The organism is Mycobacterium intermedium (genome assembly GCF_002086275.1).
Taxonomy (GTDB): domain Bacteria; phylum Actinomycetota; class Actinomycetes; order Mycobacteriales; family Mycobacteriaceae; genus Mycobacterium; species Mycobacterium intermedium.
The window spans coordinates 1-17,226 of record NZ_MVHT01000018.1 but is presented as its reverse complement, the minus strand read 5'-3'; the positions used below and the strand labels follow the sequence as shown (position 1 = coordinate 17,226).

The window sequence follows — 17,226 nt, the reverse complement described above, 5'->3', positions numbered from 1 at the left end:
CGGGATGGGCGAGAAGACAACCCCACGCAGTCAGACTCGCCCATCCCGGTAACTTGGCACACTAGGCCGCAGAACGACCCGCGACTAGGAATAAAGTTGCAAACTGTCGCATAAACATGCAGAATCGGCCGAATGGCCGAGGTAATAAGGGTGGCTGTCGCCGGTGCTAGCGGCTACGCGGGCGGTGAGGTGCTGCGACTGCTGCTCGGGCATCCGGCGTACACGTCAGGTCGCCTCACCATCGGCTCGCTGACCGCTGCGGCGAGTGCCGGCACCGCGCTCGGTGAGCACCACCCGCACCTCCTTCCGTTGGCGCCGCGAGTCGTCGAGCCCACGGATCTAGAGGTCCTTCGCGGCCATGACGTCGTCTTTCTGGGCCTGCCGCACGGTCATTCGGCAGCATTGGCACAAGAACTCGGCCCGGAGACGCTCATCATCGACTGCGGCGCGGACTTCCGGCTCACCGATGCCGGCGCGTGGGAGCGCTTCTATGGTTCTCCGCACGCCGGCAGCTGGCCTTACGGTCTGCCCGAGCTGCCCGGAGGCCGTGACCGCCTCCAAGGTGCCCGCCGCATCGCTGTCCCGGGCTGCTACCCGACCGCGGCGCTGCTGGCATTGGTGCCCGCGATGGCGGCGGGCCTCATCGAACCCGCGGTCACCGTCGTCGCCGTCAGCGGAACCTCAGGGGCCGGCCGCGCGGCCAAGGTCGATCTGCTCGGGGCGGAAGTCATCGGATCGGCACGTGCCTACAACATCGGCGGCGTCCATCGCCACACGCCGGAAATCGCCCAGGGGCTGCGGGCCGTCGCCGACGGTGACGTGACGGTGTCGTTTACGCCGGTGCTCATTCCGACCTCTCGCGGCATCCTGGCCACCTGCACCGCGCGTACCCGCGCGCCCCTCTCGCAAATTCGCGAAGCCTATGAAAAGGCTTACCACGCTGAGCCTTTCGTCTACCTCATGCCCGAAGGGCAGCTGCCCCGAACCGGCTCGGTGATCGGCAGCAACGCCGCACACATTGCCGTGGCCGTGGACGAGGCCGCCGAGACATTCGTGGCGATCTCGGCGATCGACAATCTGGTCAAAGGAACGGCGGGTGCCGCGATCCAATCGATGAACATCGCATTGGGCTGGCCCGAAACCGAGGGCCTGTCGGTGGTTGGGGTGGCGCCGTGACCGATACCGCAAATACCACCAGGCTGATTCGGGCCCAAGGAGTTACGGCACCGGCGGGCTTTCGCGCCGCCGGTATCGCCGCCGGGATCAAGGCATCCGGAGCGCCCGATCTCGCGCTCGTCTTCAATGAAGGACCCGACTACGCAGCCGCCGGGGTGCTGACTCGCAACAAAGTCAAGGCCGCACCGGTGCTGTGGACCCAGCAGGTGCTCAAGACCGGGCAACTTCGCGCAGTGATCCTCAATTCCGGTGGTGCCAATGCGTGCACCGGACCCGCGGGCTTCCAAGACACCCACGCCACCGCGGAGGCGGTGGCTGCGGCGCTGTCTGACTGGGGGACCGAGACCGGGGCAATTGAAGTGGCTGTCTGCTCCACCGGCCTGATCGGCGATCGGCTGCCGATGGACAAAGTGCTGGCCGGCGTTCGCAACATCGTGCACGAGATGCATGGCGGGCTGACCGGTGGCGACGACGCCGCTCACGCCATCATGACAACCGACACGGTCCCCAAACAGGTTGCTCTGCACCACCAGAACAACTGGACGGTCGGCGGGATGGCCAAAGGGGCGGGGATGCTGGCGCCATCACTGGCCACCATGCTGGTCGTGCTTACCACCGACGCGGTTGCCGAGCCCGCGGCCCTGGATCAGGCCCTGCGCCGCGCCGCCGCCTTGACCTTCGACCGGCTCGACGTGGACGGCAGCTGCTCCACCAACGACACGGTCCTTCTGCTGGCCTCGGGCGCCAGTGAAATCGCGCCGCCGCAGAGCGATCTGGACGACGCAGTCCTTCGCGTCTGTGACGATCTGTGCGCTCAGCTTCAGGCTGACGCCGAGGGCGTCACCAAGCGCGTCACGGTAACGGTGGTCGGGGCGGTCACAGACGACGATGCCCTCGTTGCCGCACGGGCAATCGCCCGCGACAGCCTGGTCAAGACCGCGCTATTTGGCTCGGATCCCAACTGGGGACGGGTGCTGGCCGCCGTCGGGATGGCGCCGATCACCCTAGAACCAGATCGAATCACGGTGTCGTTCAACGGCTCTGCGGTCTGCATTGACGGAGTTGGAGCTCCGGGCGCGCGCGAGGTCGACCTGTCTGCGCCGGACATCGACATCACCGTCGACCTGGCCCTTGGAGACGGTCAGGCGGCTATCCGCACCACGGACTTGTCGCACGGTTATGTCGAAGAGAACTCGGCGTACAGCTCGTGAGCACCGAAGGGCTGTCCACCCAGGTCAAGGCCGAGGTGCTGGCCGAGGCGTTGCCCTGGCTCAAGCAGTTGCACGGCAAGATCGTCGTCATCAAGTACGGCGGCAACGCCATGACCGACGATGTATTGCGCAAAGCCTTCGCCGCCGACATGGCCTTTCTGCGCAACTGCGGCATCCATCCCGTCGTCGTGCATGGCGGCGGACCGCAAATCACCGCCATGCTGCGCAGGCTCGGCATCGAAGGTGACTTCAAGGGCGGGTTCCGGGTCACCACACCGGAAGTGCTCGACGTGGCACGGATGGTGCTGTTCGGGCAGGTCGGTCGCGAACTGGTGAACATGATCAATGCGCACGGACCGTACGCCGTCGGGATCACCGGCGAGGATGCACAATTGTTCACCGCCGTGCGACGCAGCGTCACCGTCGACGGCGTCGCCACCGACATCGGCCTGGTCGGTGACGTCGACCTGGTCAACACCGACGCCATACTCGACCTCATTGCGGCAGGCCGCATTCCGGTGGTATCGACGTTGGCGCCGGACGCCGACGGCGTGGTGCACAACATCAACGCCGACACTGCCGCCGCGGCATTGGCCGAAGCGCTGGGAGCCGAGAAGCTGTTGATGCTTACCGACGTCGAGGGCCTGTACACCAGTTGGCCCGACAAGGGTTCGCTGGTCAGCGAAATCGATTCGGCCACACTGTCGCAACTCCTGCCCACGCTGGAGGCGGGCATGATCCCCAAGGTGGAAGCCTGTTTGCGGGCCGTCTCCGGGGGTGTGCCGAGCGCGCACGTCATCGACGGACGAGTCAAACATTGTGTGCTGGTGGAACTTTTGACCGATGCGGGCACCGGTACCAAGGTGGTGAGCGCGTGACCAACACCGAAGCGATCCAGCAGCGCTGGCAAGCCGTGATGATGAACAACTACGGCACTCCGCCGATGGCGCTAGTCAGCGGTGACGGCGCCGTCGTCACCGATGCGGACGGCAAGACCTACGTCGACCTGCTCGCCGGCATCGCCGTCAACATCCTGGGCCATCGGCATCCGGCGATCATCGAGGCTGTCACCCAGCAGATGTCGACGCTCGGACACACTTCCAACTTGTACGCCACCGAACCCGGCATCGCGCTGGCCGAAGAGTTGGTTGCGCTCCTGGGCGCCGAGAAACCGGCCCGAGTGTTCTTCTGCAACTCCGGAGCCGAGGCCAACGAAGCCGCGTTCAAACTGACCCGCCTCACGGGCCGCACGAAACTGGTTGCCGCGCAGGAAGGTTTCCACGGCCGCACCATGGGGTCATTGGCGCTGACCGGGCAGCCTGCGAAGCGGACGCCGTTCGAACCGCTACCCGGCGACGTCACGTACGTCCCGTACGGTGACACCGACGCATTGGCCGAGGCCGTCGACGATCAGACCGCGGCAGTATTTCTCGAGCCGATCATGGGGGAGAGCGGTGTCGTGGTTCCTCCGGAGGGCTACCTGGCGGCCGCCCGCGAGATCACCTCCCGCCACGGTGCCTTGCTGGTGCTCGATGAGGTGCAGACCGGAATTGGGCGCACCGGAACGTTTTACGCACATCAGCACGAAGGCATTACGCCCGACGTGGTCACGCTGGCCAAGGGACTCGGCGGCGGCTTGCCGATCGGGGCGTGCCTGGCCGTCGGGCCGGCGTCAGAGCTGCTGACCCCTGGCCTGCACGGCAGCACGTTCGGCGGCAACCCTATCTGCACCGCGGCGGCCCTGGCGGTGCTGCGGGTGCTGGCCGCCGACGACTTGGTGCGCCGTGCCGAGGTATTGGGCAAGTCGCTGCAACACGGCATCGAAGCGCTGGGCCATCCCCTGATCGATCATGTGCGCGGCCGCGGACTACTGCGGGGCATCGTGCTGACCGAACAGGTCGCGAAGGCCGCCGAGGCGGCCGCCCGGCAGGCCGGCTATCTCGTGAATGGCGCCGCTCCCAACGTGATTCGCCTGGCGCCGCCGTTGATCATCAGCGAATCCCAGCTCGACAGTTTCGTCGCGGCGCTGCCAGAGATCCTCGACCAGGCCGGAGCATCGGCATGACGCGACACTTTCTGCGTGACGACGACCTGACGCCCGCCGAGCAGGCCGAGATCCTCGAACTGGCGGCCGAACTGAAAAAGGACCCGTTCAGCCGTCGTCCCCTCGAGGGCCCCCGCGGGGTCGCGGTCATCTTCGACAAGAACTCCACGCGGACCCGGTTCTCGTTCGAGCTGGGCGTCGCGCAACTCGGTGGCCACGCCGTCGTGGTCGACAGCCGCAGCACTCAGCTGGGTCGTGACGAAACGCTGCACGACACGGCAAAGGTGCTGTCCCGCTACGTCGATGCCATCGTCTGGCGAACGTTCGGCCAAGAGCGGCTGACTGCCATGGCAGCAGCCGCGACGGTGCCCGTCGTCAACGCGTTGTCCGACGAGTTCCATCCCTGCCAGGTCCTGGCCGACCTGCAGACCATCGCCGAACGCAAGGGGTCGCTGCGCGGCTTGCGGCTGTCCTATTTCGGTGATGGCGCCAACAACATGGCCCATTCGCTGATGCTCGGCGGCGTGACGGCGGGCATCCACGTGACCGTCGCCGGTCCCGAGGGCTTCCTGCCTGATCCCGCCGTCCTCGCAGCGGCCCGCGAACGCGCCGAAGTCACCGGTGCATCGGTGACGGTGACCGAAAACGCCGACGAGGCCGCCAGCGGCGCCGATGTCTTGGTGACCGACACCTGGACGTCGATGGGCCAGGAAGATGACGGCCTGGACCGGGTCAAGCCATTCCGGCCGTTCCAGGTCAACCAGCGACTGCTGTCCCTGGCCGACTCCGAAGCCATTGTGCTGCATTGTCTTCCAGCTCACCGCGGCGATGAGATCACCGACGAGGTGATGGACGGCCCGGCCAGCGCGGTGTGGGACGAGGCCGAGAACCGGTTGCACGCCCAGAAGGCGTTGTTGGTGTGGTTGCTGGAGCGATCACGATGAGCGAAGCGAAGCACGCCGTTTCGGGCCCAGATGTCAGCGTTACCCGCGCCGGCCGGCAGGCCCGCATCGTGGCCATCCTGGCGACCGAATCCGTGAGCAGCCAAAGCGAACTGGCGGCGTTGTTGGCTGCCGAGGGCATCGAGGTCACCCAGGCGACGTTGTCGCGGGATCTGGAAGAACTTGGTGCGGTGAAACTGCGCGGTGCCGACGGCGGAGTCGGCGTCTACGTCGTGCCCGAAGACGGCAGTCCGGTCCGCGGGGTCACCGGCGGCACCGGACGACTGTCCCGACTGCTCAACGAGCTGCTGGTCTCCACCGACGCCAGCGCGAACCTGGCGGTACTGCGGACGCCACCAGGAGGAGCGCACTATTTGGCCAGCGCGATCGATCGCGCGGCGTTACCGTACGTTGTCGGCACCATCGCCGGCGATGACACGGTGTTTGTGGCCGCCCGCGAGCCCATGACCGGCACTGATGTCGCGTCTGCCTTGGAAAAGTTGAAGTAAGCCTCGAATAAACTGCTGCCGGTTCGGCAAAAGCTGTAAGGAGATTGTTCATGTCAGATCGCGTCATCCTGGCGTATTCCGGCGGTCTGGACACCTCGGTGGCCATCAGCTGGATAGGCAAGGAGACCGGCCGCGAGGTCGTGGCGGTGGCGATAGACCTTGGCCAGGGCGGCGAGGACATGGAGGTGGTGCGTCAGCGGGCGCTGGACTGCGGCGCCGTCGAAGCCGTCGTCGTCGATGCCCGTGACGAGTTCGCCGAGGGCTACTGCCTGCCGACAGTGCTCAACAACGCGCTGTACATGGACCGCTATCCGCTGGTGTCGGCGATCAGCCGGCCGCTCATCGTCAAGCATCTCGTCGCGGCCGCGCGCGAGCACGGCGGCAGCATCGTCGCCCACGGCTGCACCGGAAAGGGCAACGACCAAGTCCGCTTCGAAGTCGGATTCGCTTCGCTGGCACCGGATCTGGAAGTGCTGGCACCCGTCCGGGACTACGCGTGGACGCGGGAGAAGGCGATCCAGTTCGCCGAAGAGAACGCGATCCCGATCAATGTCACCAAGCGCTCGCCGTTCTCCATCGACCAGAACGTGTGGGGCCGCGCGGTGGAAACCGGCTTCCTCGAGCACCTGTGGAACGCGCCCACCAAGGACGTCTACGACTACACCGAAGACCCCACCGTCAACTGGAACACCCCAGACGAGGTGATCGTCGGATTTGAGCGGGGCGTGCCGGTATCGATCGACGGCAAGCGGGTGACAATGCTGCAGGCCATCGAGGAGCTCAATCGCCGCGCCGGCGCCCAGGGCGTCGGGAGACTCGACGTCGTCGAGGACCGGTTGGTGGGCATCAAGAGCCGCGAGATCTACGAGGCGCCCGGCGCGATGGTGCTGATCACCGCACACACCGAACTCGAGCACGTCACCCTGGAGCGCGACCTGGGCCGGTTCAAGCGGCACACCGACCAGCGGTGGGCGGAGCTGGTGTACGACGGCCTCTGGTACTCGCCGCTGAAGATAGCGCTGGAATCGTTCGTCGAAAAGACCCAGGAGCACGTCACCGGTGAAGTCCGGCTGGTGCTGCACGGCGGGCACATCGCGGTCAACGGCCGCCGCAGCGCGGAGTCGTTGTACGACTTCAACCTGGCCACCTACGACGAGGGCGACACCTTCGACCAGTCGGCCGCGAAAGGCTTCGTCCACATCCACGGGCTGTCGTCCAAGATCGCCGCCCGCCGGGATCTGAAGTGAGTCTCACCTTCTCCCGCCGAGCAGACCCAAAGTCGTACGAATCCGCCCTCATGAGTACGACTTTGCGTCTGCTCGCGGGGAGTCGGTGACCCCGTGAGCACCAACGAGGGGTCCCTGTGGGGCGGGCGGTTCTCCGGCGGGCCGTCCGATGCGCTGGCCGCGCTGAGCAAATCCACCCACTTCGACTGGGTGCTGGCACCCTACGACATCGTCGCGTCGCGCGCCCACACCGTCGTGCTGTACCGGGCCGGAGTGCTCACCGAGGAGCAGCGCGACGGCCTGCTGGCCGGCCTGGACAGCCTCGCCGAGGACGTCGCCGACGGCAGCTTCCGGCCGCTGGTGACCGACGAGGACGTGCACGCGGCACTCGAGCGGGGACTGATCGACCGCGTCGGGCCGGACCTCGGTGGCCGGTTGCGGGCGGGCCGGTCACGCAACGACCAGGTGGCCACGCTGTTCCGGATGTGGCTGCGCGACGCGGTGCGCCGGGTGGCCGCCGGGGTGCTCGACGTAGTCGCGGCCCTGGCCGACCAGGCCGCCGCCCATCCGACGGCGATCATGCCCGGCAAGACCCACCTGCAGTCGGCCCAACCCGTCCTGCTGGCCCATCACCTGCTCGCGCACGCGCATCCATTACTGCGCGATGTGGACCGCATCGTGGACTTCGACGCCCGCGCGGCGGTGTCACCGTACGGCTCCGGAGCCCTGGCCGGTTCCTCGCTGGGCCTCGACCCGGACGCCATTGCCGCGGACTTGGGTTTCTCGGCCGCCGCCGACAATTCCATCGACGCCACCGCCGCCCGCGATTTCGCCGCCGAGGCGGCGTTCGTGTTTGCCATGATCAGCGTCGACCTGTCCCGGCTGGCCGAGGACATCATCATTTGGAGTTCGACGGAGTTCGGCTACGTCACGTTGCACGATTCGTGGTCCACCGGTAGCTCGATCATGCCCCAGAAGAAAAATCCGGACATCGCCGAACTGGCCCGGGGCAAGTCGGGCCGGTTGATCGGCAACCTGGCCGGGCTCCTGGCGACGCTCAAGGCTCAGCCCTTGGCGTACAACCGTGACCTGCAGGAAGACAAGGAACCGGTGTTCGATTCGGTGGCTCAGCTGGAACTGCTGCTCCCGGCGATGGCCGGGCTGGTAGGGAGCCTGACCTTCGACACCGAGCGCATGGCCGCACTGGCGCCCGCCGGTTACACGCTGGCCACCGACGTTGCTGAATGGCTGGTGCGGCAAGGTGTTCCGTTCCGATCCGCCCACGAAGCGGCCGGTGCCGCCGTACGGGCCGCCGAGCAGCGCCAGGTCGGGCTGCAGGACCTGACCGACGACGAACTGGCGGCCATCAGTCCCGAGTTGACCCCGGAGGTCCGTGAGGTGTTGACCATCGAGGGGTCGGTCGCATCGCGCGACTCCCGTGGCGGCACCGCGCCCTCGCAAGTTGCTACCCAACTGGCGGCGGTCAAGGCAAAGGCCGACGAACTGCGCCATAGCTTGACCAGCTAACAAACCGGCACGGTCTTTGCCCGAGATCCCGCCAAGCCTCACACCGGGCTAAACTTTGACGACCGGAGCTGAACCCTTCGGCCCGACTGTTCGTCACATAGGGGTGGGGCGTATGAGTGTCATCGCAGGCGTGTTCGGTGCGCTGCCCCCACACCGGTACCAGCAGCGAGAGCTCACCGACTTTTTCGTCAGCATCCCTGAGTTTGCTGGTTACGAAGACATCGTCCGGCAGTTGCATACCAGCGCCAAGGTCAACAGTCGCCACTTGACTTTGCCGCTGGACCGCTATCCGACGCTCAAGGACTTCGGTACGGCCAACCGGATCTTCGTCGAGCACGCCGTCGATCTCGCCTGCGAGGCACTGGTCGGCGCACTCGACGAGGCCGGTCTGCGCCCGCAGGACCTCGACGTGCTCATCACCACGACGGTCACCGGCCTCGCCGCGCCTTCGCTGGACGCCCGCGTCGCCGCGCGCCTGGGCCTGCGCCCGGACATTCGGCGGGTGCCGCTGTTCGGGCTGGGCTGCGTGGCCGGGGCGGCCGGCGTCGCGCGGCTACACGACTACCTGCGCGGCGCGCCCGACGGTGTAGCGGCGCTGATTTCGGTGGAACTGTGTTCGCTCACGTACCCGGGTTACAAGCCGTCGCTGGCGGGCCTGGTGGGCAGCGCGCTCTTTGCGGACGGCGCCGCCGCGGTGGTGGGTGTCGGGGCGCGGCGCGCCGAACAACTCGACGCCGGCGGTCCGGACATCCTCGACTCCCGCAGCCACCTGTACCCGGACTCACTGCGCACGATGGGCTACGACGTGGGCAAGACCGGCTTCGAGCTCGTGTTGTCCAAGGACCTGGCGGCCGTGGTCGAGCAATACATCGCCGACGACGTGAACACCTTCCTGGCCGACCACGGCCTGACCACCACCGACATCGGTGCCTGGGTCAGTCACCCCGGTGGCCCCAAGATCATCGACGCGATCAACGCCAGTCTAGACCTGCCGCCCGAAGCCCTGGAACTGACCTGGCGCTCGCTGGGCGAGATCGGCAACCTGTCGTCCGCGTCGGTACTGCACGTACTTCGGGACACCATCGCTAAGCCCCCGCCGAGCGGAAGCCCGGGTCTGATGATCGCCATGGGCCCAGGCTTCTGCTCCGAACTGGTGCTGTTGCGCTGGCATTGATGCGCATCGGACGACTCGCTGACCCGTTCGTTCGTGGGAGAGGGAAGGCCGGGTTGGATGAACAGCTCTGAGCAAGACCTCGTGCGGGCCTTGCGGACATCGCTCAAGGAAGTCGAACGCCTCAAGCAGGAAAACAGGCAACTGCTCGGCGGCAGCACCGAGCCGGTGGCGGTGGTGGGGATGGCCTGCCGCTACCCGGGCGGGGTGGACTCGCCGGAGTCCTTGTGGGAGATGGTTGTTCAGGGCCGCGACGTGGTCTCCGAGTTCCCGGCTGACCGGGGTTGGGACTTGACCGGATTGTTCGATCCCGATCCCGACGCGATCGGCAAGTCGGTCACCCGCTGCGGCGGATTCTTGACCGACGTGGCCGATTTCGACGCGGCCTTCTTCGGGATCGCACCGAGCGAGGCGCTGGCCATGGATCCCCAGCAGCGGCTGTTGTTGGAGGTGTCGTGGGAAGCCCTGGAACGGGCCGGGATCGACCCGGCGACACTGCGCGGCTCCGCGACGGGCGTGTTCGCCGGGGTGTTCCACGGTTCCTACGGAGGCCAGGGGCGGGTGCCCGGTGACCTTGAGCGGTACGGGTTGCGCGGCTCGACGTTGAGTGTGGCATCGGGACGGGTGGCGTATTCGCTGGGTTTGGAAGGCCCGGCGATCTCGGTGGATACGGCGTGTTCGTCGTCGTTGGTGGCGCTGCACCTGGCGACGCAGTCGTTGCGGTCGGGGGAGTGCGACCTGGCGCTGGTCGGCGGCGTCACCGTGATGGCCACTCCGGCGATGTTCGTGGAGTTCAGTCGGCAGCGGGCGCTCGCGGCCGACGGCCGGTGCAAGGCCTACGCCGGGGCGGCCGACGGAACCGGTTTCTCCGAGGGCGTCGGGGTGTTGGTGGTGGAACGGCTGTCCGACGCGCAGCGGCTGGGGCATTCGGTGCTGGCGGTGGTGCGGGGCTCGGCGGTCAATCAGGATGGGGCATCCAACGGACTGGCCACTCCCAATGGGCCTGCGCAGCAACGGGTAATCCGCGCCGCGCTGGCCAGCGCCCGGCTGCACGCGGATGACGTCGACGTGGTCGAGGGGCACGGGACCGGCACCACCCTGGGGGATCCGATCGAAGCCCAGGCGCTGGTGGCGACATACGGGCAGGGTCGGCCGGCCGACCGGCCGCTGTGGCTGGGATCCATCAAGTCGAACATGGGTCACACCTCGGCCGCCGCAGGGGTTGGCGGTGTGATCAAGATGGTGCAGGCCATCCGCCATCAAGTGATGCCCAAGACGCTGCACGTGGATGTGCCCACGCCGCACGTGGATTGGTCGGCGGGGGCGGTGTCGTTGTTGACCGAACCGCGGCCGTGGCCGGACGGCGAGCGGCCCCGCCGCGCGGGGGTGTCGTCGTTCGGGATCAGCGGGACGAACGCCCACGTCATTCTGGAACAGGCGCCAGCGTCGGCGGTGCGGCCGGCAACCTCGGAAAATGCTGTCGCTGAACATGAACGACCGCTGCCGTGGGTGTTGTCCGCGCGCTCCTCCGAGGCGTTGGCGGGGCAGGCAGAGCGATTGCTAGCCCACCTCAATACACATCCGGGACTGAGGGCGACCGACGTCGGCTGGTCGCTGATCAAGACCCGCTCGTTGTTTGAGCATCGCGCGGTGGTGGTAGGTGCCGATCTCGGCGAGTTCACCGCTGGGCTGGCCGGGTTGGCCGCCGGCGCGCCCGGCGCCAACGTCGTGGTGGGACGCGCCCGAACCACCGGCCGGACCGTGTTCGTGTTTCCCGGGCAAGGCTCCCAATGGCTGGGGATGGGCGTCCAGTTGCTCGACAGCTCAACGGTGTTCGCCGAACAGATGCACTGGTGCGGAAAGGCCCTCGGTGAACATGTCGACTGGTCGTTGATCGACGTCATCCGCGGGGTGCCGGGCGCGCCCGGTCTGGATCGCGTGGATGTGGTGCAGCCGGTGCTGTGGGCGATGATGGTGTCGTTGGCCGCATTGTGGCGCTCCGTGGGTGTGGTCCCGGATGCGGTGATCGGGCATTCGCAGGGCGAGATCGCCGCCGCCTACGTGGCGGGGGCCTTGACGCTGGAAGACGCCGCCCGGGTGGTGGCGCTGCGCAGCCAACTGCTGGTCAAGCTCGCCGGCACGGGCGGCATGGCGTCGCTGGCATGCGGACCGGAACGCGCTCGAGAGTTGCTGGCGCCGTGGGGAGACCAGCTCAGCGTCGCCGCGATCAACGGCATCTCGGCCGTCGTCGTAGCCGGTGAGGTCGACGCGCTGGAAAAGCTGGTGGTGCACAGCGAAGCCGCCGGCGTGCGGGCCCGCAGAATCGACGTCGACTATGCCTCGCACTCCGCCCAAGTCGACGTGATCCGCGAACCACTCACCAAGGCGCTGGCCGACATCGAGCCGCAATCCGCGCCGGTGGCGTTTTTCTCGACGACCACCGGCGAACTCATGGACACCGCCGGCTTGAGCGCTGAGTATTGGTTCCAAAGCATCCGGAAGACAGTGCAATTCGAGCGCGCTGTGCGAAACGCATGCGACGCTGGGTATCGAGTGTTCATCGAATCCAGTCCGCACCCGGTGTTGGTCCCCGGCATCGAGGAAACCTGCGCGCAACGAGATGCCTTGAACGCCATCACCCTTCCGTCGCTGGGACGTGACGACGGCGGGCTGGAGCGGTTCTGGTTATCGGTGGCGCAGGCGCACGTGGCGGGCGTGGCCGTGGACTTCGGTACGGCCTTCGGCGATCCTTCCCGGGTTTCTCGGGTCGAGTTGCCCACCTATGCGTTTCAGCGCCGACGGTTCTGGTTACCGGGGGCGGGGGCCGGTGCCGGTGAACTCGGCGGCGTGGGACTGAGCGGAGCCGAGCACGGTCTGCTGGGTGCGGTGGTGCGGCGCGCGGATTCCGGCGAGGTGGTGCTGACGGGCCGGTTGTCGCTGGCCGCGCAGCCATGGCTCGCCGATCACGCGGTGGCCGGGGTGGTGCTTTTCCCCGGGGCCGGCTTTGTGGAACTGGCGCTACGGGCCGGCGACGAGGTCGGTTGTTCGGTCGTCGAGGAGCTGACCCTTTCGGCACCGCTGCCGTTGTCCGCGACCGACGCCGTGCGCGTACAGGTGGTGGTGGGTGCCCCGGGCGCGTCGGGCCTACGGGCCGTCTCGATGTATTCCTCTGGCGTCCAGTCTGATTCGGATTGGACGCTGCACGCCGAGGGCGTGTTGAGCGTCGGCTCGGTTCCCCCGGGTGCGGACCTGTCGGTGTGGCCGCCGGTGGGAGCGGCGCCGGCGGAGATCAGCGGTGCCTATCAGCGACTTGCGGAGCGCGGCTACGAGTACGGCCCGGCGTTCGCGGGCTTGCGGGCGATGTGGCGTTTGGGCAATGAGGTGTTCGCGGAGGTCGCTGTCCCGGAAGCGGTTGGACCCCAAGGGTTCGGGATTCATCCGGTGCTGATCGATGCGGCGCTGCATGCGATGGGAGTGGCCGGCGAGCAGACCGAGACGATGCTGCCGTTTTCCTGGCAGGGAGTGTGCCTGCACGCGGCGGGCGCGTCTCGCGCCCGGGTTCGGATAGCGCCCATCGGGGTGGGTGCCGTGTCGATCGAACTGGCCGACGGGACCGGGTTGCCGATCCTGTCGGTACGCGAGCTGGTGGTCCGCCCGGTGTCGGTTGCGCAGTTGTCCGCGGCCACGGCTCCCCAGGCCAATCGTGCGGGGAGCGGACTGTTGGAGGTGGCGTGGTCGCCGGTGTCGGTGCCGCCCGACGGTCTCGGTGACAGCGGCAGTGGGGTCTCCGTGTGGCGACCAGACGCCGCCGGCGACGGCGCGCCGAGGTCGGTGTACGAGTCGACCCACGCGGCCCTGCAGACGCTGCAGTCGTGGTTGTCCGGCGCCGAGTCTGGGGTGCTGGTCGTGTTGACCCGCGGCGCGGTGGGCCTGCCGGGTGAAGACGTGACCGACCTGGCCGGCGCGGCGGTCTGGGGTCTGGTGCGCTCGGCGCAGGCCGAGCACCCGGGTCGGGTGGTCCTGGTGGACTCGGATGGGTCAGTGGCTGTCGAAGCGGTTATCGGTTGTGGCGAGCCGCAGTTGGTGGTTCGTTCCGGTGTTGCCTACGCCGCACGCCTGACGCCGGCGGGTTCGGGGTCGGCGCTCGAACTGCCGGCCGGGGCCTGGCGGATCGACGCGGGCGGCGCCGGAACTCTAGAGGACCTGGTGGTTCGATCGTCTCCCCGCGCGGCACTTGCCGCCGGGCAGGTGCGGGTGGCGGTGGCCGCGGTTGGGGTGAATTTCCGCGACGTCTTGGTGGCGTTGGGAATGTATCCGGGCGGCGGCGAATTGGGTGTCGAGGGCGCCGGCGTGGTCGTCGAGGTCGGGCCCGGGGTAACGGAATACGCCGTCGGTGATCCGGTGATGGGCTTGTTCGGGGTGGTGGGTTCCGAGGCCGTCGTGGATGCGCGGTTGGTGACCGCGGTGCCTGCCGACTGGTCGCTGGTGCAGGCCGCCGGTGTGCCGGTGGTGTTCTTGACAGCGCTCTACGGGCTGTCGGTGCTGGCGGGTCTGCGGGCCGGCGAGCGGGTGTTGGTGCATGCAGCTACCGGTGGGGTGGGGATGGCCGCGGTTCAGCTGGCCCGTCATTGGGGCGCGGAGGTGTTCGCCACCGCCAGCCAGGGCAAGTGGGACACGTTGCGCGCGATGGGCTTTGACGACGACCATATCGGCGATTCGCGCACGTTGGAGTTCGAGCACAAATTCTTGACGGCCACCGGCGGGCGCGGGGTCGATGTCGTGCTCAACTCACTGGCCGGCGACTTCGTGGACGCGTCACTGCGCTTGCTGGTCGCCGGTGGCCGGTTCATCGAAATGGGCAAAACCGATATCCGCGACCCCCAGCGGGTGGCGGCCGACCATCCGGGCGTGGCCTATCGGGCGTTCGACCTGATCGAGGCCGGCCCGGACCGCACTGCGGCCATGCTCGCGGAAATCGTCGGTTTGTTCGCTGCCGGGGCGATAAACCCGCTGCCGGTCAAGACATTCGACGTGCGCAGCGCCTCGGCCGCGTACCGGTTCGTCAGCCAGGCACGGCACGTCGGCAAGGTGGTTCTGGCCGTCCCGAGCCTGGCCGGTTCCACGGTGCTGATCACTGGCGGCACCGGGATGGCGGGTTCGGCGGTGGCCACTCACCTGGTGGCCCGGTACGGCGTGGCCCACGTGGTGTTGATCAGCCGCCGCGGTGGCGACGCGGAGGGCGTCGCCGAGCTGGTGGCGCGGCTGCAGGACGCCGGGGCGCAGGTGTCCGTGGCGGCCTGCGACGTTGCCGACCGCGATGCGGTCGCCGCGTTGCTCGCGCAGCTGCCGTCGCAATATCCGCTTCGGGGCGTCTTCCACCTCGCGGGAGTCCTCGATGACGGCCTGATCGGATCCCTGACTCCCGAGCGGATCGACACGGTGTTGCGCGCCAAGGTCGACGGGGCCTGGAACCTGCACGCACTCACCAAGCACCTGGATTTGTCGGCGTTCGTGATGTTTTCGTCGATGGCGGGGATCGTCGGGACTGCGGGACAGGGCAATTACGCGGCGGCCAACAGCTTCCTGGACGGACTGGCCGCCTACCGCCGCTCCCGCGGTCTGGCCGGCCTGTCGGTCGCCTGGGGTCTATGGGAACAGGCCAGCGCGATGACGCAACACCTGGCGGACCGTGACAAGGCCCGCATGACCCGCGTCGGGCTGGCACCCCTTGCAACGGAACAGGCACTGGCATTGTTCGACGCCGCCATGCGCACCGACCGCGCCGTGGTGGTAGCGGCCCGCGTCGACGCCGCCGCGCTGGCAACCGCAGATGCGCTGCCGCCGTTGCTGAGTCAGCTGGCCACCCGCCCGGTCCGACGTGTTGTCGAGGACTCCGATACCGGAACGGCATCGATGACAAGCCTTGTCGCACGGTTGCACGGCCTGCCCCTTGAGCACCGACAGCGCGAACTGATTGATCTGGTTCGCGACAGCGCGGCGACCGTGCTGGGACGACCCAGTGCTGCAGACATCAACGCCGACAGTGTTTTCCAAGACCTCGGGTTCGACTCGCTCACCGCCGTCGAGTTGCGCAATCGCCTGAAGACGGCCACGGGGCTTCATCTTTCGCCCACCCTGATCTTCGACTACCCGACGCCGTCCACGCTCGCCGAGCACCTTGACGCCCGCCTGGACCTCGCTGCTCCGGCTGCGGATCGCCCGGACCTGATGGCCCGCTTCAACGACATCACCCGCGAGTTGCAGACGCTGCTCAATCAACCCGGCTGGCAGCCGGAAGACAAAGCACATCTCAACGCCCGCGTGCTGGGGTTGCTGACGACCCTGGCGACCCAAGCGGATGCGTCCGATAACGCCGTCGCCCCTGACGACGCCGATCTGCAGAACGCCACCGAGAGCGAACTCTTCGCGATCCTCGACGAAGAACTGGGGTCGTGATGGACCACGAGGACCCGACAGTGCCGAGCACCACCAAGCATCTGGACTACCTCAAGCGGTTGACCACCGATCTGCGCCGGACCCGGCGGCGGGTGGCCGAGTTGGAAGGCAGGCTGTCCGAGCCGGTGGCGATCGTGGGCATGGCGTGCCGCTACCCGGGTGGTGTCGATTCACCGGAAAGCCTGTGGGACTTGGTGGTCGACGGCCGCGACGCGGTGTCCGACTTCCCGGCGGATCGAGGGTGGGATGTCGCGGGACTCTACGATCCGGACCCGGACGCCAAGGGCAAGATGTATGTGCGGCAAGGATCCTTCCTGCATGACGCGGGGGACTTCGACGCCGGATTCTTCGGGATCGGCCCCAGCGAAGCGCTGGCGATGGATCCGCAGCAGCGCCTGATGCTGGAGCTGTCCTGGGAAGCCTTGGAGCGAGCGGGGATTGACCCGCATGGGTTGCGGGGTTCGGCGACAGGCGTGTTCGCCGGGGTGATTCACGCCGGCTACGGCGGCGAAGTGAAAGGGGAGTTGGAGGGCTACGGGCTGACCGGCTCGACCTTGAGCGTGGCGTCGGGGCGGACGTCATACGTACTGGGCCTGGAAGGCCCCGCGGTGTCGGTGGATACCGCATGTTCGTCGTCATTGGTTGCGATGCACCTGGCGGCGCAGTCGCTGCGCTCGGGGGAGACCGATCTGGCGTTGGCCGGGGGTGTCACGGTGATGGCCACCATCGCCGCCTTCGTGGAGTTCTGCCGGCAGCGAGCCCTGGCCGCGGACGGCCGGTGCAAGGTGTATGCGGGTAGCGCCGACGGGACCGCCTGGTCGGAAGGCGGCGGAGTGCTTGTCTTGGAACGGCTGGCCGATGCGCAGCGACTGGGTCATCCCGTGCTGGCGCTGCTGCGCGGGACCGTTCGGGGCGGTCAATCCGTTGGAAGCACCGTCCTGATTCACCGCGGAACCGCGCAGCAG

General features: G+C 67.6%; 10 protein-coding genes and 1 pseudogene. All 11 read left to right on the top strand.

The window, feature by feature from the left end:
• The first annotated feature begins 116 nt into the window (after positions 1 to 116).
• Positions 117 to 1,176, top strand: a pseudogene (gene argC / locus BST27_RS09005) (N-acetyl-gamma-glutamyl-phosphate reductase).
• Positions 1,173 to 2,387, top strand: a complete 1,215-nt coding sequence (gene argJ, locus BST27_RS09000; protein ID WP_069417156.1) for a bifunctional glutamate N-acetyltransferase/amino-acid acetyltransferase ArgJ — start codon at positions 1,173 to 1,175, stop codon at positions 2,385 to 2,387. Before argC ends, argJ begins: the two are co-directional and overlap by 4 nt.
• The gene (gene argB, locus BST27_RS08995) at positions 2,384 to 3,265 is read left to right on the top strand and encodes an acetylglutamate kinase (protein WP_069417157.1); all 882 of its coding nucleotides are present in this window, start codon (positions 2,384 to 2,386) and stop codon (positions 3,263 to 3,265) included. The genes argJ and argB overlap by 4 nt, the downstream gene beginning before the upstream one ends.
• Positions 3,262 to 4,452: an acetylornithine transaminase gene (locus tag BST27_RS08990; RefSeq protein WP_069417158.1), complete on the top strand. Its 1,191-nt coding sequence runs from the start codon at positions 3,262 to 3,264 to the stop codon at positions 4,450 to 4,452. The genes argB and BST27_RS08990 overlap by 4 nt, the downstream gene beginning before the upstream one ends.
• The gene (argF, locus tag BST27_RS08985) at positions 4,449 to 5,375 is read left to right on the top strand and encodes an ornithine carbamoyltransferase (RefSeq protein WP_069417159.1); all 927 of its coding nucleotides are present in this window, start codon (positions 4,449 to 4,451) and stop codon (positions 5,373 to 5,375) included. Before BST27_RS08990 ends, argF begins: the two co-directional genes overlap by 4 nt.
• On the top strand, positions 5,372 to 5,881 hold the full coding sequence (locus tag BST27_RS08980) for an arginine repressor (RefSeq protein WP_069417160.1): 510 nt from the start codon (positions 5,372 to 5,374) through the stop codon (positions 5,879 to 5,881). The genes argF and BST27_RS08980 overlap by 4 nt, the downstream gene beginning before the upstream one ends.
• A 50-nt stretch (positions 5,882 to 5,931) precedes the next feature.
• Positions 5,932 to 7,128 (top strand): argininosuccinate synthase, encoded by a 1,197-nt coding sequence (locus tag BST27_RS08975; protein WP_069417161.1) that lies wholly within the window; start codon positions 5,932 to 5,934, stop codon positions 7,126 to 7,128.
• Between the two features lie 93 nt (positions 7,129 to 7,221).
• Complete coding sequence (gene argH / locus BST27_RS08970) at positions 7,222 to 8,634, top strand: argininosuccinate lyase (protein ID WP_069417162.1); 1,413 nt, start codon at positions 7,222 to 7,224, stop codon at positions 8,632 to 8,634.
• Between the two features lie 112 nt (positions 8,635 to 8,746).
• Positions 8,747 to 9,808 (top strand): type III polyketide synthase, encoded by a 1,062-nt coding sequence (locus tag BST27_RS08965; protein WP_069417163.1) that lies wholly within the window; start codon positions 8,747 to 8,749, stop codon positions 9,806 to 9,808.
• A gap of 57 nt (positions 9,809 to 9,865) precedes the next feature.
• Complete coding sequence (locus BST27_RS08960; RefSeq protein ID WP_069417164.1) at positions 9,866 to 16,261, top strand: type I polyketide synthase; 6,396 nt, start codon at positions 9,866 to 9,868, stop codon at positions 16,259 to 16,261.
• Between the two features lie 20 nt (positions 16,262 to 16,281).
• On the top strand, positions 16,282 to 17,226 hold a 945-nt coding region (locus BST27_RS08955), incomplete at its 3' end, for a beta-ketoacyl synthase N-terminal-like domain-containing protein (protein WP_139805078.1).

Coding starts and splice junctions, on each gene's coding strand:
- argF (WP_069417159.1), top strand. CDS start 4,449: ATGACGCGACACTTTCTGCGTGACGACGACCTGACGCCCGCCGAGCAG.
- BST27_RS08960 (WP_069417164.1), top strand. CDS start 9,866: ATGAACAGCTCTGAGCAAGACCTCGTGCGGGCCTTGCGGACATCGCTC.
- BST27_RS08980 (WP_069417160.1), top strand. CDS start 5,372: ATGAGCGAAGCGAAGCACGCCGTTTCGGGCCCAGATGTCAGCGTTACC.
- BST27_RS08975 (WP_069417161.1), top strand. CDS start 5,932: ATGTCAGATCGCGTCATCCTGGCGTATTCCGGCGGTCTGGACACCTCG.
- BST27_RS08965 (WP_069417163.1), top strand. CDS start 8,747: ATGAGTGTCATCGCAGGCGTGTTCGGTGCGCTGCCCCCACACCGGTAC.